17 protein-coding genes are annotated in these 19756 nt (G+C 69.0%); 11 read left to right on the top strand and 6 right to left on the bottom strand.

Annotated features, from left to right (window positions below):
- The first annotated feature begins 54 nt into the window (after positions 1 to 54).
- The 3 genes from BSY239_RS18560 (at position 55) to BSY239_RS18550 (ending at position 3491) form a co-directional block, all read left to right on the top strand.
- On the top strand, positions 55 to 1770 hold the full coding sequence (locus BSY239_RS18560) for an autotransporter domain-containing protein (protein WP_156775531.1): 1716 nt from the start codon (positions 55 to 57) through the stop codon (positions 1768 to 1770).
- Positions 1771 to 1855: 85 nt separating this feature from the next.
- The gene (locus BSY239_RS18555; protein WP_083240067.1) at positions 1856 to 2791 is read left to right on the top strand and encodes an aldo/keto reductase; all 936 of its coding nucleotides are present in this window, start codon (positions 1856 to 1858) and stop codon (positions 2789 to 2791) included.
- A gap of 19 nt (positions 2792 to 2810) precedes the next feature.
- A complete protein-coding gene (locus tag BSY239_RS18550; RefSeq protein ID WP_069048094.1) occupies positions 2811 to 3491 on the top strand; it encodes a DUF6064 family protein in 681 nt (226 codons plus the stop codon).
- Between the two features lie 15 nt (positions 3492 to 3506).
- Here BSY239_RS18550 and BSY239_RS18545 read toward each other — a convergent pair whose 3' ends face one another.
- On the bottom strand, positions 3507 to 5024 hold the full coding sequence (locus BSY239_RS18545; RefSeq protein WP_069048093.1) for a winged helix-turn-helix domain-containing protein: 1518 nt from the start codon (positions 5022 to 5024) through the stop codon (positions 3507 to 3509).
- 135 nt (positions 5025 to 5159) lie between these two features.
- Here BSY239_RS18545 and BSY239_RS18540 point away from each other — a divergent pair, with 135 nt between their 5' ends.
- From BSY239_RS18540 to BSY239_RS18530, 3 genes are read left to right on the top strand one after another with little or no spacing between them, the layout of a single operon-like run.
- Positions 5160 to 5972 (top strand): class I SAM-dependent methyltransferase, encoded by an 813-nt coding sequence (locus tag BSY239_RS18540; RefSeq protein ID WP_069048092.1) that lies wholly within the window; start codon positions 5160 to 5162, stop codon positions 5970 to 5972.
- Positions 5973 to 5990: 18 nt separating this feature from the next.
- Entirely contained in the window at positions 5991 to 6506 is a 516-nt protein-coding gene (locus BSY239_RS18535) for an OsmC family protein (RefSeq protein WP_069048091.1), read from the top strand.
- A 2-nt stretch (positions 6507 to 6508) separates the two neighbouring features.
- The gene (locus BSY239_RS18530) at positions 6509 to 7327 is read left to right on the top strand and encodes a class I SAM-dependent methyltransferase (RefSeq protein ID WP_069049085.1); all 819 of its coding nucleotides are present in this window, start codon (positions 6509 to 6511) and stop codon (positions 7325 to 7327) included.
- A gap of 4 nt (positions 7328 to 7331) precedes the next feature.
- Here BSY239_RS18530 and BSY239_RS18525 read toward each other — a convergent pair whose 3' ends face one another.
- From BSY239_RS18525 to BSY239_RS18510, 4 genes are read right to left on the bottom strand one after another with little or no spacing between them, the layout of a single operon-like run.
- The gene (locus BSY239_RS18525; RefSeq protein WP_069048090.1) at positions 7332 to 8138 is read right to left on the bottom strand and encodes a carbon-nitrogen hydrolase family protein; all 807 of its coding nucleotides are present in this window, start codon (positions 8136 to 8138) and stop codon (positions 7332 to 7334) included.
- Positions 8139 to 8143: 5 nt separating this feature from the next.
- Complete coding sequence (bla, locus tag BSY239_RS18520; RefSeq protein WP_069048089.1) at positions 8144 to 9022, bottom strand: class A beta-lactamase; 879 nt, start codon at positions 9020 to 9022, stop codon at positions 8144 to 8146.
- Positions 9023 to 9045: 23 nt separating this feature from the next.
- Positions 9046 to 10716 (bottom strand): flavin monoamine oxidase family protein, encoded by a 1671-nt coding sequence (locus BSY239_RS18515; RefSeq protein WP_069048088.1) that lies wholly within the window; start codon positions 10714 to 10716, stop codon positions 9046 to 9048.
- 25 nt (positions 10717 to 10741) lie between these two features.
- The gene (locus BSY239_RS18510) at positions 10742 to 11371 is read right to left on the bottom strand and encodes a LysE/ArgO family amino acid transporter (protein WP_069048087.1); all 630 of its coding nucleotides are present in this window, start codon (positions 11369 to 11371) and stop codon (positions 10742 to 10744) included.
- A 293-nt stretch (positions 11372 to 11664) separates the two neighbouring features.
- On the opposite strand from BSY239_RS18510, the gene BSY239_RS18505 reads away from it, so the two are divergent.
- Positions 11665 to 13944, top strand: coding sequence for an AI-2E family transporter (locus BSY239_RS18505; protein ID WP_172823128.1), 2280 nt, complete (start codon positions 11665 to 11667; stop codon positions 13942 to 13944).
- 32 nt (positions 13945 to 13976) lie between these two features.
- Here BSY239_RS18505 and BSY239_RS18500 read toward each other — a convergent pair whose 3' ends face one another.
- Positions 13977 to 14951 carry a helix-turn-helix domain-containing protein gene (locus BSY239_RS18500; protein ID WP_172823127.1) on the bottom strand — a complete coding sequence of 325 codons (975 nt, stop codon included), beginning with the start codon at positions 14949 to 14951 and terminating at the stop codon, positions 13977 to 13979.
- A gap of 220 nt (positions 14952 to 15171) precedes the next feature.
- Between BSY239_RS18500 and eat the strand changes: the two genes are divergently transcribed.
- From eat to BSY239_RS18480, 4 genes are all read left to right on the top strand, one after another.
- Complete coding sequence (gene eat, locus BSY239_RS18495; RefSeq protein ID WP_069048084.1) at positions 15172 to 16563, top strand: ethanolamine permease; 1392 nt, start codon at positions 15172 to 15174, stop codon at positions 16561 to 16563.
- Entirely contained in the window at positions 16560 to 17951 is a 1392-nt protein-coding gene (locus BSY239_RS18490; protein WP_069048083.1) for an ethanolamine ammonia-lyase subunit EutB, read from the top strand. The genes eat and BSY239_RS18490 overlap by 4 nt, the downstream gene beginning before the upstream one ends.
- Positions 17948 to 18745, top strand: a complete 798-nt coding sequence (eutC, locus tag BSY239_RS18485) for an ethanolamine ammonia-lyase subunit EutC (protein ID WP_069048082.1) — start codon at positions 17948 to 17950, stop codon at positions 18743 to 18745. The genes BSY239_RS18490 and eutC overlap by 4 nt, the downstream gene beginning before the upstream one ends.
- A gap of 81 nt (positions 18746 to 18826) precedes the next feature.
- Positions 18827 to 19735, top strand: a complete 909-nt coding sequence (locus BSY239_RS18480; protein WP_069048081.1) for an HTH-type transcriptional regulator ArgP — start codon at positions 18827 to 18829, stop codon at positions 19733 to 19735.
- Positions 19736 to 19756: the final 21 nt, after the last annotated feature.

The raw sequence follows: 19756 nt of genomic DNA, 5'->3' as shown, positions 1-19756 counted from the left end.
GCAAACCACCCCACCACCTGGGCGGACACGCTCCGCCACACCGAGAACCTTTCCATGAAACACCCCGTTGGCCGCGGTCCGGCCTGCTTGCCGTGTTCGAGCAACCCAGTTCAGCGACTGTTTGCCTTGTCCACGTTGGCGGCTTGTTTGTTGGTGGCGCGTGGCGAGGTGTTGGCGGCTCCTTGTGCGCCCGACGCCAGCGTGACCGTCAGTTGCACGGGTCTGGTGATCAACAACCCGAACCAGACGATCACGATTCAGGCCAACACGACGGTGTCCAACACGGGCAACAACGGTGTTCGGATCAATTCCTCGGCCACCAACATCACCCTCATCAACAACGGCACGATCTCCTCGGACATCGCCACGCTGTTCAACCAGGGAACGATCACCACCTTCATCAACAACGGCGTGATTGGACCGGGTTACCACCTCTACAACCAGTCGGGATCCATCGGCACGCTCACCAACCTGGGGTCGATCACCGGCCAGTTCCGGTCGATCTACAACACGGCGCCCATCATCACGCTGAACAACCGCCAGGGAGGAAGCTCGCCGCTGGTCATGACCAACAGCCTGGTGCCGACCAACTACAACATCATCATCGACAGTCCCAGCGTCTACGGCAAGCTGTCGGCACCCGCCAGCGTGGGCAACCTGACCTTCGGCATCTACAACACCTCGGTGGTGGCTCCCGGTACTTACGAGGACGTGCTCACTGGCCTCGACGCTTCCCGGCTGACCACCACCGCAGGCGCGTTCAACGGCCTCTCATGGTCCCTGCTGTTCGACGGCGCCAACTACGACCTCGTGTTCGCCGCACCTGTCCCGCCCGGCCCGACGGCGCAGGACACCCTGAGCTCGATGCAGTCCACCGCTGAAGGCCTGCGCAGCGCCTTCGCCGTGCAGACCGCCTACCTCAACCCCGGCCTGAGCTACGACTGCGCGCTGTTCGACAGCCAGGGCCTGTGTGTGGCGGCGACCGGGCGCAACACCTCGGTGCAGGGCTCCAACGCGGGTGCCACCTCGGGCGTGGTCACGCTGGCCTGGCGTGTGCAGCCCACGCTTCGCCTGGGCGGCTATGTGGAGCAGACGATCGATTCGACCGGCGACCCGTCGGTGAGCGTGCGCAAGGGCAACCCGGATCTCGGCGTGTTCGTGGTCTGGAACCAGCGCCCCGACGGCGACGGTCCGCAGGTGCGCGTGGCGCACCGCCAGGGACAAAAGAAGGTCGACATCACCCGCCCGGTGGTCGCCGGCTCCGAGCCCGGCAGCGGCACCGCGGGCCTGACATCACGCGGCACCCAGCTGACGCTGAGCCACGGCGTGCGGCTGAACGACACCTGGCGCGTGAGCCCCTATGTGGGTGTGCGGGCGATCGAGATCGAACGCGGCGCCTACAGCGAAGCGGCCTCGGCCAGCGTCACCGCGCCGCTGAGCTACGGCGCCTTGTCCGAGCGTTCGGTCACCCTGCTGCTGGGCAGCCATGTGGCGGCCCGGCTGGCGCCGCGTTTCACGCTCACCGGCTTCGCCGGCGTGGAACACGACCAGTCGCGCAAGACCAGCGAGTACAGCGCCACCGGTGTCGCCGCGCTGTTGCCGCTCGACTTCAACAGCAGTCCGAAGAAGACGCGACCGGTGGCCTCGATCGGCGGCATCTTCGAGATCAACAAGACCCAGCAGCTCAGTGCGCAGTGGGTCTACCGCAAGGAGGCCTTCTCGTCCGCCGCCACCAATTCCTTGCTGGCCACCTACTCGGTCGGCTTCTGAGGGCGGTTCAGGGCCGGCGGCCGGGGTTGGAACTTCCCGCGTCCGCACGGCGTCCCACAGGCCTTGCCATGTCTGGAGGCCCGCCATGCCGACTCTTCCGCCCGGGCTCAGCCGCCGCCAGTGGCTGAGCACCGCCACCGCTTCGCTGGCGCCGCTCGCCTGGCCTGCGCTGGCGCAGCCGGCTGCTGCGTCGGAGGTGTTGGTGCGCCGCATTCCGTCCAGCGGCGAAGCCGTTCCCGTGATCGGGCTGGGCAGCTGGATCACCTTCAACGTGGGCAACGACTCGAAGGCCCGCGACGCCTGCACGGAGGTGGTGCGCGCCTTTTTTGCAGCGGGCGGGCGGGTCATCGACAGTTCGCCCATGTACGGTTCTTCGCAGCCCGTGATCGGCCACGCGCTGGCGAAGCTCGGGCGCTCCACCGCGCTGTTCTCGGCCGAGAAGGTGTGGGTGGGTGATGTGTCGCGTGGGGCAGCGCAGATGGAGGCCTCTCGCGCTTTCTGGGGCGTGCCGCAGTTTGATTTGATGCAGGTGCACAACCTGTTGTCGTGGGAAGAACACCTGCCGCGCCTGCAGGCAATGAAAGCGGCCGGGCGCTTGCGCTACGTGGGCATCAGCACCTCGGAAGGCCGGCGGCACGCCGAGCTGGAGCGCATCATGCGCACGCAAAAAATCGACTTCGTGCAGCTCACCCACAACCTGCTCGACCGCGAGGCCGAGCAGCGACTGCTGCCGCTGGCGCAGGAGCGCGGCATTGCGGTGCTGGTGAACCGGCCGTTTCGCCAGGGCAGTTTGCTGGACCAGCTCGCGCGCCACCCGCTGCCGGGCTGGGCGGGCGAGATCGGCTGCAGCAACTGGGCGCAGGTGGCGCTGAAGTTTGTGGTCTCGCACCCCGGCGTGACCTGCGCCATCCCGGCCACCAGCCAGGTGGCCCACCTGCGGCAAAACATGGGCGCAGCCCTGGGCCCCATGCCCGACGCTGCGCTGCGTGAGCGCATGGCGCGCGACGTCGCCGCGCTGTGATCAACCCCGGCTCCTCAACATGAGCGAGTGGTGGACCTACCGGCCCGAGGACTTCCTCATGTTCGCGCCGCGCACCTACTGGCGGCTGTTCGAGTTGCACAACCAGGCGTGGTGGCCAGCGCATGTGCTGGCCGTGTTGGCGGGGCTGGCCATCCTGGTGGGTCTGTGGCGCTCCGGGCCTGCCGCGCTCCGGTTCGCCACCGGCGTGCTGGCCCTCGGCTGCGCCTTCGTGGCGTGGACGTTTCTCTGGCAAAGCTACGCGGTGATCAATTGGGCGGCGACCGGGTTTGCGTGGGCCTTCGGGGCGCAGGCGATCGGCTTGCTCGTGCTGGCCACGCGGGCGTCGCTGGTGTTGGCGGCCGGGCGGGCGCGCCGCCGGGTGGGCCTGGGTCTGCTGTTCTGGGCGGTGCTGGTGCATCCGCTGCTGGCCCTGGCCTTGGGCCGGCCATGGGTGCAGGCCGAAGTGTCTGGACTCGCGCCGGACCCCACCGCCATCGCCATGCTGGGCGTGCTGGTGTGTGCCGATGCCGGCACCCGCGCCACACGTGTTCTGCTGGGCAGCTTGCGCGCGGGGGCGTTGTTGTGGTGTGCCGTGAGCGCGGCCACCTTGGTCACCATGGGGTCTGCGCAAGGCTGGGTGATGCTGGGTGTGACGGTGTTGGCCGTCGCCGTGTTGGCGCTCGGTCGATCGCGCTGGTGAGCGTCTTGTCGGGTCTCACCCGGCCCGCTCCCACATCAGCGCGATCCGTTCACCGATGCGCCGGCCGTGCGTCAGCGTCACCTCGTCCAGCGACAGTTGGCTGCGGCGTTGGCGCGCGGCGCTCAGCGCGGCGACCGCATCGCTGGTGGCGCCCAGGCGGTCGAGGCTGGCGGCCTGCAGCACGTGCGGCAGATGGAAGCGCGGGTCCGCGCGGCACGACAGCCGGGCCTCCACCAGCGCTTCGTCCACGCGGTCGGCGCGCAGCAGAAAACGCCCGAGCAGCCAGCCCCAGAAGCCCAGGCGGCGGTCGCGCGGGCTGATCTTCATGCCGTAACGCATGCGCTCGATGCCGGCGTCGAGCTTGCGGTTCATGGCCAACGCTGCACCCATGGCCACGTGCGCCTGCGCGTTGCTCGGGTTGAGGTCCAGCGCGCGTTGCAGGGTGTCGATGCCGTGCCTGTAGTGGCCCAGGTCGCACAGGGCGCACCCTGCATAACCCAGCACTTCGGAGCTGCCGTCATCCAGCGCAATGGCATCAACGGCGGAGGTCAGCACGTCCGCGCGCAGGTCGGGCGTGTCCGGGACCAGACCGATGTTGGCCGCCACGATGGTCAGCAGCGCGTAGTGGCCATGGCTCAGGCCGAAGCTCGGGTCGAGCAAGGTGCTGCGCCGCAGTTCAGCCCTCGCGGTGGCCATGCCGTCGGCGCTCCAGCCCTGCGCGGCCATGGCACCCACGGCCTCGTGGTAGTGAGCCCAGGCGTCCAGGTTTTCCGGGCGCTGGCGGCGGATGTGGGCGATCTCGGCGCGGGTGAGTTCGGGTTCGAGCTCGCTGATGATGCCGCGCGCGATGGTCTCCTGCGCGTCCACGGTCTCGTCGGCCGGGCTGTCGAACTGCGCGCTCCACAAGATACGGGCGGAAGCGGCCTCGATGAGCTGCAGCGAAACACGCAGCGCATCGGCCTTGGGGCGCACGCTGCCCTGCACCACGAAGCGCACACCGAGTTGCCGCGCCACGTCCGGCAGCGGGGCCTGGTGGTCGCGAAACACCAGCGACGAGGCGTGTGCGATGAGGATGAAGCCGGGCACGCGGGCCAGCAGCGCGGTGACGTCTTCCACCAGACCCTGCGCAAAAAACCCGATGCGGGGGTCGTCCGACAGCACGCTCAAGGGCATGACCGCGATGGTGGGCCGGTCCAGCGATTCGGTGGCCAGCGGCGCCGGATCGACGGGAGACCTGGGCTGCAGGTCGAGCGTGAAGCGGTAGCCCCGGCCCGACACGGTGGTGATGGCGCCCGCGCCCAGCACCTTGCGCAGCGCGGACACGTGCACCGAGAGGTTGTTTTCCTCCACCACCTGACCTGGCCAGACCTGCTCCAGCACCTCGCCCTTGCTCAGCACGCGATCGCGCTGCGTCACCAGGCACAGCAGCAGGTCAAAGGCGCGCGAGCCCAGCGCGGCGGGCACGCCGTCGACCAGCAGCACACGCTCGGCGGGCCGGAGCTCGAAGCGATCGAAGCGGTAGGACGCGGGCACGTGGGCTCCTGTGGAACAGTGGCTTCAGAAAATACAGGAAGTCTTCAGAAAAAGCCAAAGACGCTCTCGGCACCTCGGGCGGACAGTCGGGTCTCCAGACACCCACCTTGTTCAACCCAACCCGAAGGACGACCCATGGACACCCTGACCGATTTCACCGCGCTCAAACAACGCCAGCAAACCGCCTGGGCCAGTGGCGACTATGCCGTGATCGGCACCACGCTGCAGATCGTGGGCGAATCGCTGGCCGAAGCCTGCGACCTGTGCTGGGACGAAACCGTGCTGGACGTGGCCGCCGGCAACGGCAACGCCAGCCTGGCCGCCGCGCGCCGCGGCTGCGACGTCACCTCCACCGACTACGTGGACAGCTTGCTGGCGCGAGGCGCGGAGCGTGCGCGCGCCGAGCACCTGGCCATGACCACCCAGGTGGCCGACGTGGAGGCGCTGCCTTTCAAGGACGCCAGTTTTGATGTGGTGCTCTCCACCTTCGGCGTGATGTTCGCGCCCGACCAGCAGCGCTCGGCCGACGAGATGGCGCGTGTGTGCCGTTCGGGCGGGCGCATCGGCATGGCCAACTGGACCCCCGAGGGCTTCATCGGCCAGCTGTTCAAGACCCTGGGCCGCCACCTGCCGCCGCCCGCGGGCGTCAAGCCGCCATCGCTCTGGGGCGTGAAGTCGCACCTGGAAACCTTGTTCGGCGACCGCGCCTCGGCCATCGCCGCCACCCCCAAGGTCTTCAACTTCCGTTACCGTTCGGCAGCACACTTCGTCGAGGTGTTCCGCGCCTGGTACGGCCCGGTGCACAAGGCGTTTGCGGCCTTGCCGGCGGAAACCGCGGTGCTGCTGGAGCGCGATCTGATCGAGCTGCTCAACCGCCTGAACCAGGGCGGCGAGCACTCGCTGGTCGTGCCGAGCGAATACCTCGAGATCGTCATCACGCGCCGCTGAAACCACCGGAGATCCGCCATGAACGCACAAGAGCACATCCGCAACGCCTTCGGCCGCATGGCACACGTGTTCGCCAAGAGGCCGGAGGCCGCGCGGGACACCAGCGTGATGCGGGCCCGGGTGGTCGACGGTTTGCATTGCGAGGCCCGCGAGGGCGACTGGCGTTTCAGCATCGACATGCCGGTCGAAGGCGGTGGCGCCGGCGCCGGTCCAACGCCCGGCGTGCACGGGCGCGCCGCGCTGGCGAGCTGCCTGGCCATCGGCTACAGCATCTTCCTGGCGCGCGCCGGCATCGTGGTGCGAAGCCTCGAGGTGGAGGTGGCGGCGGACTACGACAACCGGGGCCTGCTCGGCATGGACGGCGTGTACCCCGGTTACCTGGGCGTGCGCCACTCGCTCTACCTGGACGCGGACGCCTTGCCTGAGCAACTCGCGCCGTTGATTGACGAGGCGCAGCGCTGCAGCCCCTACCTGCATGTGTTCGCCGACCCGCAGCCGCTGCAGGGCAGCGTGGTCTACGGACCCCGGGGTTGATCGTGGACGGGCGGCTTCAGCTGCGCGTGCAGCGCTACGGGTGGGACCGCGCCTCGGCGCGCTACGAATACCTGTGGCGCGAGGTGCTGGCGCCGGCCACCCGGGGCGTGTTGCGCCTGGCGCGGCTGCAACCGGGTGAGCGTGTGCTCGACGTGGCCTGTGGCTCGGGCGTGCTCACGCGCGCCGCGCTGGCCGCCGTCGGGCCGAGCGGCGAGGCCGTGGGCTGCGACGTGTCGGCGGGCATGGTGGCCGTGGCGCAGGCCGCATCCATCGGTTGCCACTTCCTGCGCACCGATGCACAAGCGGTGGGCGAGGTGTTGCCGCCCGGGCATTTCGACGTGGTGCTGTGCGGTCTGGGCCTGATGTACATGCCCGACCCCGAAGCCAGTCTCGCCGCCATGGCGCGCTGCCTGCGGCCCGGCGGGCGGCTGGTCGTGTCGGTCTGGGGCGAACGCTCGGCGTGCGGCTGGTCGGGCGTGTTCCCCATCGTCGATGCGCGCGTGCAGTCCGAGGTCTGTCCGATGTTTTTCCGGCTCGGGGGTGGCGACACCTTGCGCGCCGCGATGAGCGGCGCCGGCCTGCAGGGCGTGCACACCGAGCGCGTGGCCACCACCATCGACTACGCGGATGCCACCACCGCGTGCGACGCTGCTTTTGAAGGGGGGCCGGTGGCGCTGGCCTACGGCCGCTTCGACGCTTCCACCCGCGCGGCCGTGCGCGCCGAGTATCTCGAGTCCCTGCAGCACTGGGCGCGTGCCGACGGATTTGCGGTGCCGGGTGAGTTTGTGCTGGGCATGGGGGAGCGGGCGCCTGCCCTGTGAGCGGTCAGGCCGGGCCGCCGCGCTGGAGGTCGGTGCGCCGGTCGGGCAGTTGGCTGGTGGTCCGCGCGGTGTGCAACGCGGCGCGCGTCAGCGTGGTGAGCAGCAGCTGTTCATCCCGCCCGGCTTGCGCCTGCACCGCCCCCATCGGCGCGCACACGGTGCTGAGCCCGCCGTAGGTGGTGCTGCCCTCCTGCCCGCAGGCGTTGGCGTAGGCCACAAACACGCGGTTTTCCAGCGCGCGGGCGGGCAGCAGCACACGCTGGACCTCGTCGAAATCGACCATGTTGGCCGTGGGCACCAGAACCGCGTCCGCCCCTTGCAGCGCGAGGCCGCGAGCGGGCTCGGGGAATTCGATGTCGTAGCAGATCAGCAGGCCCAGCCGCCAGCCGTTCCAGTCGAATACCGCGGGCGATTGCGGCCCGGGGCTGAACTGCGCGCGGTCGATGCCGCCGAAGAGGTGGGTCTTGCGGTGGTTCGCGATGCGCCCGCCATCGGCGCCGATGAACTGCGCGGCGTTGTACGGCTGGCCCTGGGCCTTGTGTTCAGGGTAGCCGTAGACGATGGCGATGCGGTTGCGCTGCGCGATGGCGGCCACCGCTTGCGCCAATGCGCCGTCGGCCGGCTCGGCCCGCCTGGCCACAGCGTCCGGGCCGATCTGGTAACCGGTGAGCGACATCTCGGGACACACCAGCAGTTCCGCCCCCAGCGCGCTGGCCTCGGCGGCGGTGGTGTCGAGCCGCGCCAAGGCTTCGGCCATGCTGGCTGCGTAGGGGCACTGCCAGAGCGCGAGGGTGAGCGTGTCGGTGGCCATGTTGCTCAGGCCACGAGACCCGCAGCGAGCCGGGCCACACCCGCCAGCGTGGCTTCTTTCACCGCACTGCTGGCCGTACTCTCCGCGAGGTAGGAGGTGATGATGAGGGGAGGGCGGCCGTTGGCGGGCCAGGCGATGCCGATGTCGTTCGCGTCGGTCCTGTTGGTGCCGGTCTTGTCGCCCACACGCCAACCCGAAGGCAGGCCGGCGCGCAGGCGCTTGTCGCCGGTGGTGTTGCCCACCAGCCATTGCTGCAGCAGCTGGCGCGATGCGGGGGAGAGCGCGTTGCCGAGCAGCAGCTTCTGCATCGTGAGCGCCATGGCGCGCGGCGTCGTGGTGTCGAGCAACGCAGCGGCGGTGCCGGTGTTGAGTTCGGTCTCCCGGCGGTCCAGGCGGGTGGTGTCGTCGCCCAGCGCGCGTGCAAAACGTGTGAGCGCCGCCGGGCCGCCGAAGCTGTCCAGAATGAAATTGGCCGCGCTGTTGTCGCTGGTGGTGAGGGTGGCTTCGCACAAGCCGGCCAGGCTCATGCCCTCGGTGGTGCCGGCGAATCGTTCGGTCACGGGCGAATACGTGACGAGATCGGTCTTGGCGAACGTGATGCGACGGTCCAGCGATTCCTGGCCCCGGTCCACCCGCGCCAGCACCAGCGCGCTGGCCAGCAGCTTGAAGGAGCTGAGCATCATGAAACGCTCGTCGGCGCGGTGGCCGTGGACCTGGCCGGTGGCGGTGTCGAGGATGGCCACGCCCAGGCGGCCCTGGGCGGTGGCCTCCAGCTGCTGCAGCCGGGCTTGCCATCCGGGCGCCGAGTGGGCGCACGCGGACAACAGGGTGAAGGGGCTGGCGATGGCCAGCGCGGTGGCGGTTGAAAAGTGGCGTCGTTGCATCGTGGGCAGGACTGTAGCGGGGCTCAGTCCGGCAGTGCCATGGGGCCCAGTTCGGCGAACACATCGCCCGGTCCGGGGTTGGCATCAAACGTCTTGCCACCCAGGTGCTTCACGATGCCCCACACGGCGTTGAGCGAGGTCTGCACCGCGCCTTCGACCCACGCCGGCGTGAACGACACGTCGTCGCCCGCGATGAAGATGCCGCGTTCGGCGGGTGCAAATCCGTCCTGCATGAAGTGGCTGTACATGCGGTGGTTGTAGCGGTAGTGGCCGGGCAGCGCGCCCTTGAACGCGCCGAGGAAATGCGGGTCGGCTTCCCACGACACGCTGATCGGGTCGCCGATGATGTGGCTCGCAATGTCCACGTCGGGGTAGATCTTGGCCAGCGCCGACAGCGCGAGCTGCACACGTTTCTGCGTGCCGTGCGGCAGCATCTTGAGCGCGTCGCCCATCCAGGCGTAGCTCAGGCAGATCACGCCGGGTTGGTCGGGGCCGTTGTCGAACAGGTAGGTGCCGCGCGTGAGCCGGTCGGTGAGCGTCATGCCCAGGGTCGGCCAGCCGTTGGCTTTGAGGTCGTTCCAGAACGGGCGGTCCACCATCACGAAGGTCTTGGACGACTGCATGTAGCGCGTGCGGTCCAGCGCCATCCAGTGCTTCTGCGAGAAGAGGGATTCCTCCACCGCGATCTGCGTGGTCAGCAGCCAGCTCTGGCAGGTGGTGAGCACGGCGGGGTAGACGCCGGTGTTGCCCCAGGTGTCGGTGACGGCGAGCTGGTTGCCCGCCGTGCGGCGGATGGCCGTGACGCCGGCGCGCGGCGCACCACAGTGCAGGCCGGCCAGCGTCGTGCCGGCGGGCCAGTGGCGCATCTCGCTGGCAGCGGGGGCGTGTTGCCACAGGCCCAGCGGCACCTGCTGCACACCGCCGACGATGAGGTGCTGGTTCTCGTCGCAGCCGGTGAGCACCACGCGCAGGATCTCCAGCATGGAGTTGGGGAAGTCCGAGTCCCAGCCACCGGTGCCGAAGCCGACCTGGCCGAACACCTCACGGTGGTGGAAAGAGAGCTTGGCAAAGGCGTCGGACGTGGCCACGAAGTCGTAGAAGGTGCGGTCGTCCCAGAGCGGCACAAGCCGGTCCCACAAGGCCTTGAGGCTCGCAATGTCGCGTTCGCGCAGCGCCTGCTGCAGGCCGGTGAAACCCGCGCCGGCTTCGAGCGCTTGCGCCCAGGCCTCGGCCACTTCGCTGAACAGCGGCGGCAGGTCGGCCAGCGTGCGGGCCCAGTGCGTCTGGCCTTCGAGGTCGACCACGGTGCAACCGGCGGCGGGCGTGAGCGGGTTGGGAAACGGCCGCGTCTTCAGACCCAGCCGGTTCACGTAGTGAAAGAAGGCCGTGCCCGAGGCCGGGAAGCGCATGCCGCCGAGTTCGGCCACCACCCCTTGCCCGCCCTCGAAGGCCTGCGAGCGCAGCCGCCCGCCCATGCGCGAAGCCTCGTAAAGCACGGGTTTGAGGCCCAGCTTCATCAGCTCGTAGGCCGCCACCATGCCCGCCATGCCGGCGCCGACGATGGCCACCTCCTGACCCAGGCGCTCGCTCGGCAACTCGCCCAGGCCTTGCGGGTGGGCGATCCAGTCGTCGAAAGCAAAGGGAAAGTCGGGGCCGAAAACGGTGACGGGCGCCTCGGCGCTGCGCAGGGACATGGGAGCCTCCCGGTGTGAACGGACTTCAGGCCAGGCTGCTCAAGAGCCAGAGCGCCGTGCCCCACATCATGAGCGCAACCAGGCCGTCCAGCGCACGCCACACGTGCAGCGAATTGAGCCGGCGGCCCAGCCAGAAGGCGGCCACGCCCAGCGCGAGGAACCACACCACCGAACCCGCCGCCGCACCCAGGCCGAAGACCCGGCTGCCCTGGCCGTAGGCCAGCGAGGCGGTACCGATGAGCACCGCGGTGTCGAGCCAGGCGTGCGGGTTCAGCCACGAAAAGGCCAGCGCCGACAACACCGCCTGCCGGCGCGAGACCGGCTCGGCCACCACGGTGCTGTCGCCCTCGATGGCGATGGTGCGCGGGTTCAGAAAGCGCTGGAAAGCCTGCCAGCCGTACACCGAGAGGAAAAGCACACCGGCGCCGATCATGGCGCCCATCAGCTTGTCCGACAGGCCGCCAAGCTGCGCCAGACCGAGCACGCCGAGCGAGATCAGCGCAATGTCGGCCACCGCGCACACCGCCACCGTGAGCCACAGGTGCTGGCGCTGCAGACCCATGCGCAAGACGTGGGCGTTTTGTGGGCCGATGGCCATGATCAAGGAAATGCTCAGCACCATGCCGGCGGTGAAGGTGGGGAAGGCGAGGGTCATGGCGAACGGCTCCGGAAACCAAGGGTGCCCGCTGGGGGTGGCGGGTGAATGGGGGGAGTGTGCCTGCGGGCTGGCATGATTTAAACCGAATCAATCCAAACTTGGGTTGATCAAGTAATTGTTGAGTTGGCGCGGTGTCGATCGCCAGACTGTGCGCTGAGCAACCAACAGCGCACCGGGTATTCTTCGAGAATCAGGCCACCGAGGGGGCGTTGCACGGGCGCAGCCCGCCACATTCGTTCCATTTTTTGCTCCCTATCCGGAGGTACAGCTTGCAAGAGCCAGAAACATCGTTGCCGCTTCCCCAGCGCTTGCTGGCGGTAGCGGTCGTCGTGACGGCGCTGTACTTCGGGCGCGACCTGCTGATCCCCCTGGCATTGGCGACCTTGCTGGCGTTCGTGCTGGCGCCCTTGACCGACCGCATACGGCGCCTGGGCATCCCCCGTGCGGTAACGGTGACGGTGGTGGTCGCGATCACGCTGGGCGCCTTGATCGGACTCAGCATGTTCATGGCCGGGCAGGTCCGCGTGCTGGGCAAGGAACTGCCCACCTACCAAAGCAACATCGCGGCGAAGTTCGACCGGTTTCGAGCGCAGTTGCGCACGCCCGGTGTCTTTAGCGAGGCCAGCCGGGTGATCGACGCGGTCGAATCCGAGATCGAACAGACACAGGGGGAGTTCGACGACAAGCCGGCACCCGGCACCCGGCGCCCCGCCCGCGTCGAGCTGGTCCCGACGGCACCCGGGGCCTTTGAGGCGGTGGGCCGCTGGCTGGAACGCATCGGCCCGCCCGCCGCGCTCTTCGGCACCACGCTGATCTATCTGTTCCTGGTGCTGCTGAACCCCGGGGACCTGCGCGATCGGCTGGTCAGCCTGCTCGGTGGCAGCGTGCACCGTACCACCGATGCGCTCAACGACGCTGGCCAGCGCGTGAGCCGCTATCTGACGATGCAGCTGGTGGTCAACCTTTGTTACGCCGTGCCCATGGCGGCCGGGCTGTGGTTGATCGGCGTCCCCGGGGCGCTGCTGTGGGGGCTGCTGTCTGCGGTGCTGCGCTTCATCCCCTACGTCGGTTCGCTGGTGGGGGCGGCGTTTCCGCTGATGCTGGCCTTTGCGGTCGACCCGGGCTGGACGATGGTGGCCTGGGCGCTGGCCCTGATCGTGGTGCTGGAGCTGATCAGCAACAACATCGTGGAACCCTGGCTCTATGGGTCGAGCACGGGCCTGTCGGCCATGTCGTTGATCGTTGCAGCCACCTTCTGGACGGCGCTGTGGGGTCCGATCGGACTGGTGCTGTCGACGCCGCTGACGGTGTGCATGCTCGTGATCGGAAGGCACCTGCCGCAGCTGGCTTTCCTGGACGTGATGCTGGGCAGTCGGCCCGCCCTGGAACTCCCCAGCCGCATGTACCAGAGGCTGCTGGCCGGCAACAGCGCCGACGCCATCGAGCTGGCCGAAGAATCGGTGGCCGGGTCGAGCCCGCGCCAGTTTTACGAAGACGTCGGCATTCCCGTGCTGCGCATGGCCACCGTGGATCACCGCTTGCAGGAGGCTTCGGCGGAACACCGGCACCGCATCGTCAGCGGCATGTCGGCGGTGATTGACGAACTGCGGGTGCGCCACGCCGCCGAGCGGCCACAAGGCCCACTGGAAGCCCTGTGCATTGGCAGCCGCTGGACGGTGGACACCCTGGGCGCCGGCATGGCCGCCCATGCGCTGGCGCTGGATGGTGTGGCCGCGGCGGCAGCGCCGACGGCGGCGGGCGCGGTCACGGCGGAGCTCATCGCGTCGCTGGGCTCCGAGGGCGCGAAAGTGTTTGTGCTGTCGTACTTCAGCCCGCAACCTCAGGAGCACGCGCAGTACTTCTCACGCCGGCTCAAGCGGCGCTGGCCCGACTCGAAGGTGATCCTGGCCTTGTGGAATGTGGAGGGTGCCGAGCTGGCGGCGCTGCCGATTGCCGACTGGGGGGTGGATGCGGCAGTCGGCTCGATCAACGCCCTGGTCACCGAAGTCTGCGCCCGGCTGGAACGCGAAGGAACGGTGGGCTGGACGCCGGCGCAATACGGCGAGGACGACGCACAGCGGGTGCAAGCGCTGCGAGACAGCGGGGTGCTGGACGCTTCGCTGCGCGGCACGTTCGACAGTGCGGCACGCCGCGCCGCCGACATCTTCGACGTGCCCATGGCCATGATCACGCTGATCGACGAACAGTGGCAGTACACGCACGGCGACTCTGCAAAGGCCGGGCGCCTGGGTGTCGGAGAGCCGGAGCGCGGGCCGCAGCGCAGCGCTTCGATGTGCGGACACGTTGTTGCTGGCGGCGCTGCGCTGGTCGTGCCCGACGTGCAGCGGGACCCGCGTTTTGCCGCCAACCCGGCGCTGATCGAAAACGCGATCCGCTTCTACGCGGGGGCGCCGCTTCGGGATGCTGAAGGACACATCCTGGGCACGCTGTGCCTGCTGGACACCCAGCCGCGCACCATGAGCTTGCGCGATGCGAAGCTGCTGGAATCCCTGGCCGACGAGGTCATGGTGCCGCTGCGCAACCGCTCCCGCACGGCGGCCGGTGGCTGAGAACCGGAGGGCGTTGGCGGCAGCGTGCTCCATCAGGCCAGCTGCCGCGTGCGCGAAGGTGTCTCGCCGAACAGCGCCTTGTAGTCCTGCGAGAAGTGGCCCATGTGCCAGAAGCCCCAGCGGGCTGCCGTGTCGGCGATCGTGGTGGTGGACGACTGCTCGCGCAGCGCGCGACGCACGGCGTTGAGCCGCATGGTGCGCAGGTAGGTGGCGGGGCTGGTGCCCAGGGTGTCCTGAAAACCGTTCTGCAGGGTGCGGCGCGTCACGTGCAGGCGGGTGCACAGCTCGGCCACGCTCAGCGGCTGCTCCGGGTGCTCGAACACCAGTTCGCGCACCTTGCGCACCAGCTCCTGGCGGCGCAGCTGGCGCGGGTTCACGGCCTCGCTCAGGGTTTGCGGCATCACCACGTCGCAGAGCACGCTGAGCAAGGCCTCGCGCAGCGTTCGCCGGCTGGCTTCGTGGTGCAGGGCCTCGGGCTGCTCCTGCAGGCAGCGCAGCACCTCGCGCACCATGCCGGCGAGGCGGTAGCGCTGCAGCGCGGTGAGGGCCTGCACACGCGGGGCGCCGGCCCAGTGCTCGGGCCAGGGCTGCTGGTGCACGGCCTGCACGTGGCGCGCGAGCTGTTCCGTGTCGATCACCATGCCGTAGAGGCCGTGGCCGGCGGGCACCTGCAGGTCAAACGGCTCTTCACCCGCGGCGAGCATGAGCTGCAGCCCGTGCGAAGGGCGGCCCATGAAGCGCAGGCCCTGGTCGGCTTCGGGCACGGCCAGGCCCACCCACACACCGCCTGGCCAGGGGCGGCAGCGCTGGCTGGTGGCGCAGGTGGCCACCTCTTCAAACACCTGCAGGCCGTGGTCGACCAGTTCGCGCACCTCGCCGCTGAAGGTGCCGGGCGAAGTCTGTTCGTAGTGTTGTTCCCACGACGCCAGGTTGCGGGCGTGGATGTCCACGTCCTGCGCGCGTTTGACGCGAAAGCAGGCAGTGGCAGCGTCTGGCTGCACCAACATGGCACGCTCCTTCCCGGCGGTTTCCCAACCGGTTGCATGCATCAAGTTTCATGCCACCGTCCGCCCCGGTTCGGTGCGCTATCCCGAATCGGAAAAAACGCGGCCAGCGCGCCACCGCTTGCCCAATCGGGATACCGCCGCGGGCGGCGCCTTGCACAAGATGCGGGCCGGGCTGCCCGAGCCGTTTCGGGCGTCATCCACTCTTGATGCGAGCAACAACATGTCAACAACACCCAAGCTGGTATCGCGGGACCTCAAACCCGTGCTGGGCGCTTTTTCCCTGTGGGGCATTGCCGTGGGCCTGGTGATTTCGGGCGAGTACTTCGGCTGGAGCTACGGCTGGGCCAGTGCCGGCACGCTGGGCTTTCTGGTGGCCACCAGTTTCGTGGCGCTGATGTACACCACCTTCATCTTCAGCTTCACCGAGCTCTCCACCTCCATTCCCCACGCGGGCGGCCCGTTCGCCTACGCGCGGCGTGCCTTCGGTCCCACCGGCGGTTTCATCGCGGGCTACGCCACGCTGGTGGAATTCGTCTTTGCCCCACCGGCCATCTCGCTGGCCATCGGTGCCTACCTCGGGCTGCAGTTCCCGTCGCTCGACCCCAAGATGGCGGCGCTGGGCGCCTACGTGATCTTCATCACCCTCAACGCGCTTGGCGTGGGCATTGCCGCCATGTTCGAACTGGTGGTCACGCTGCTGGCGGTGGGTGAGCTGCTGGTGTTCGCCGGCGTGGTCGCGCCGGGCTGGTCGCTGGCCAACTTCACCGCCAACGGCTGGGCCGGGTCCGACACCTTCACCATGGGCACCTGGGCCGGCATCTTCGCGTCCATCCCGTTCGCCATCTGGTTCTTTCTCGCCATCGAAGGCGCAGCCATGGCGGCCGAAGAGGCCAAGGACCCGCGCCGCACCATTCCCATTGCCTACATCACCGGCATCCTCACGCTGGTGGCACTGGCCTTCCTGGTGATGATCATGGCCGGAGGCGTGGGCGACTGGAGCAAGCTCTCCAACATCAACGACCCGCTGCCCCAGGCCATGAAGATGGTGGTGGGCGAGTCCAGCGGCTGGCTGCACATGCTGATCTGGATCGGCTTGTTCGGGTTGGTCGCCTCCTTCCACGGGATCATTCTGGGCTACTCTCGCCAGATGTTTGCGCTGGCCCGTGCCGGGTATCTGCCGGCTTACTTTGCTGTGGTTCATCCGCGTTTCAAGACGCCGGTGCGCGCGCTCATCGGCGGCGGCGTGGTGGGCGTGATCGCGGTGTTCAGCGACCAGTGGGTCACCTTCGGCGGCCTGCCGCTCACCGCCAACATCGTCACCATGGCCGTGCTCGGCGCGCTGGTGATGTACATCGTGTCCATGGCCTCGCTGTTCAAGCTGCGCATGAGCGAGCCCCAACTCGATCGCCCCTACCGCGCGCCCTTCTACCCGCTGTTCCCGGCCATCGCGCTGGTCTGCGGCGTGGTCTGCCTGGCGGCGGTGGTGTACTTCAACGCCATGGTTACGGCCCTGTTCCTGGGGCTCATGGCGCTGGCCTACCTGTACTTCTTCCTCACCAGCGGACAGCGGGACGCAGCACCGCTGGACGCCATGCTCGGCACTGTGGAATGAACCTGAGCGCCACGCTGGGAGGACGCAGCCACCGGTTCGCCAGCCTGCGCGAGGTGATGGCCAAGGCCACGCCGCTGCGCTCGGGCGACTGCCTGGCCGGCGTGGCCGCCGCCACCGAGCAGGAGCGCGTGGCCGCACGCTGGGTGCTGGCCGACGTGCCGCTGGCTGCCTTCCTCAGCGAAGCGCTCATTCCTTACGAAGACGACGAGGTCACGCGGCTCATCATCGACAGCCACGACGCGCCAGCCTTCGCGCCCGTGGCATCGCTCACCGTGGGTGGGTTTCGCGACTGGCTGCTTTCGACCCAGGCCACACCCGAGGTGCTGCGCGCGCTGGCGCCCGGCCTCACGCCCGAGATGGTGGCCGCAGTGAGCAAGCTCATGCGCAACCAGGACCTGATGCTGGTGGCCAAGCGCTGCGAGGTGGTCACGCGCTTTCGCAACACGCAGGGCCTGCGCGGCCACCTCTCGGTGCGGCTGCAGCCCAACCACCCGACCGACGACCCTTCGGGCATCGTGGCCAGCATGATCGACGGCCTGATGCACGGCGCGGGCGACGCGGTGGTGGGCATCAACCCGGTGTCCGACAGCGTGCCCGACCTGGTGCGCCTGAACCATGTGCTGGCCGACGTGCTGGCGCGCGGCGAGATCCCCACGCAGAGCTGCGTGCTCACCCATGTGACCAACAGCATGCAGGCCATGTCGCACGGCGCCCCGGTGGACCTGGTGTTCCAGTCCATCGCCGGCACACAGGCGGCCAACACCTCGTTCGGCATCGACCTGGCCCTGCTCGACGAAGCCCACGCCATGGCGCAGGCGCTGGGACGCGGCACGGTGGGCAACAACGTCATGTACTTCGAGACCGGGCAAGGCAGCGCGCTCTCGGCCAACGCCCACCACGGGGTGGACCAGCAAACCTGCGAGGCGCGCGCCTACGCGGTGGCGCGGCGCTACCGGCCGCTGCTGGTCAACACCGTGGTCGGCTTCATCGGACCCGAGTACTTGTTTGACGGCAAGCAGATCACCCGCGCGGGGCTCGAGGACCACTTCTGCGGCAAGCTGCTCGGCCTGCCCATGGGCTGCGACATCTGCTACACCAACCACGCCGAAGCCGACAGCGACGACATGGACAACCTCATGGTGCTGCTCGCCACCGCGGGGCTGAACTTTTTGATCGGTGTGCCCGGCGCCGACGACATCATGCTGAACTACCAGAGCACCTCGTTCCACGACGCGCTGGTGCTGCGCGACATGCTGGGCCTCAAACGCGCGCCCGAATTCGAGGCCTGGCTGCAGCGCGTGGGTGTCACCGGCGCGCAGGGCCAGTTGTTGCCCGCACCGAGCCAGCCCGCGCTGCCGCAGCTGCTCTGGACATCGCCCGCCGCATGACCACCCCCGCACGCGACCCCTGGGCCCACCTGCGCCAGCACACCTCGGCGCGCATCGCGCTGGGGCGCACCGGCGTGAGCCTGCCCACGCGCGAGTTGCTCGATTTCGCACTGGCCCACGCGCAAGCGCGCGACGCCATCCACCTGCCGCTGGACACCGACAGCCTGAGCGCCGACCTGCAACCGCAGGGTTGGCCTGCGCCGCTGCTGCTGCACAGCCAGGCGCGCGACCGCCACGAATACCTGCTGCGCCCCGACCTCGGGCGGCGGCTGGACCCGGCCAGCGCGGAGCGGCTCGACGCCGTTGAACGCGACAGCCCCGACCTCGTGCTGGTGCTGGGCGACGGCCTGTCGGCGCTGGGCATCCAGCTGCACGGCGCGGCGCTGCTGGGCGCGATCCGCCGCGCACTGTCATCGGCGTTTGACCCGGCACTGCGCCTGGGCCCGCTGGTGGTGGTGCGCGAGGCGCGCGTGGCCGTGGCCGACGAGGTGGGCGAACGCCTGGGCGCTGCGGCGGTGGCCATGGTGGTGGGCGAACGCCCGGGCCTGAGCTCACCCGACAGCGTGGGCATCTACCTCACGCACGCGCCGCGCGTGGGCTGCAGCGACGCGCAGCGCAACTGCATTTCCAACGTGCGCCCGGCGGGACAGGACCTGGACACCGCCGCGCGCCGCCTGGTCTGGCTGCTCGGCGAGAGCCGCCGCCTGGGGCTCAGCGGCGTGGGGCTCAAGGACCACAGCGGCCTGCCACTCACCGGCTTGCCAGCGGGCTCGCAGACCCCCCGGCTGGACTGATGCGACAGGTCCCCGCCGAGAGGCGCAGGACTTAAACTGCGCCTGACCAAACCCCATCGGGTTGAGTTTTTCTCAAGCGCCATGCTCGACGCCCGCCAACTCGAAGCCCTCAACGCCGTGATCGAACACGGCGGCTTCGGCCCCGCCGCCAAGTCCCTGTCCATCACGCTCGCCGCTGTCTCGCTGCGCATCAAGTCGTTGGAGGACACGCTGGGCCAGCGCCTGCTGGTGCGCGGCAAACAGGTGCGCGCCACGCCGGCCGGGCAGGCGCTGCTGGGCCATGTGAAGCAGGTGCGGTTGATGGAGGCCGACCTGCTCGACGGTTTGCAGGGTGGCGCCAAACCCAGGAGTGGCGTGCGCTGGCAACACCTGGGCGTGGCCATCAACGCCGACTCGGTGGCGAGCTGGTTCCTGCCCGGCGTGGCCGCTTTGCTGCAGCGGCATCAGCTGCTGCTGGAGATCCTGATCGACGACCAGGACCACACCCACGACGCCTTGAAAAGCGGTGACGTGACCGGCTGCGTGACCACGCTCACCACCGCCATGCGCGGCTGCGTGGCCGAGCCGCTGGGCGTCATGCGCTACCGCTGCGTGGCCTCGCCGGCGGTGGCGCAGCGCTGCCGCACGCCGCGCGGCGCGGTGTCGGTGCACAAGCTGCTGGCGCAGCCGGCGGTGATCTTCAACCGCAAGGACGCGCTGCAGGACACGTTTCTGCTGCAGCACTTCGGCCTGCGCCAGCCCAACTACCCGCGCCATTTCGCGCCCGCGGTGGAGGCGTTCGAGACCGCGATCGAGCTCGGCCTGGGCTGGGGCATGGTGCCCGAGCAGCACCTGGCGGCCCGCCCCGGCCTGCAGGAAATCCTGCCCGACGCCACGGTGGACGTGGTGCTGTACTGGCAGCACTGGGCGCACGAGTCGCTCTCGGCGCAGCGGCTCACGGCGGCGGTGAAGGAAGCTGCGCACAAGCACCTGCGGCCCGTGCCGCCGTGAGGCCGGAGCCCGACGCCTAAA

Source organism: Hydrogenophaga sp. RAC07 (assembly GCF_001713375.1).
GTDB lineage: Bacteria > Pseudomonadota > Gammaproteobacteria > Burkholderiales > Burkholderiaceae_C > Hydrogenophaga.
Note: the sequence above shows the minus strand (reverse complement) of the source record. Positions and strands in the feature narration are given on the sequence as shown.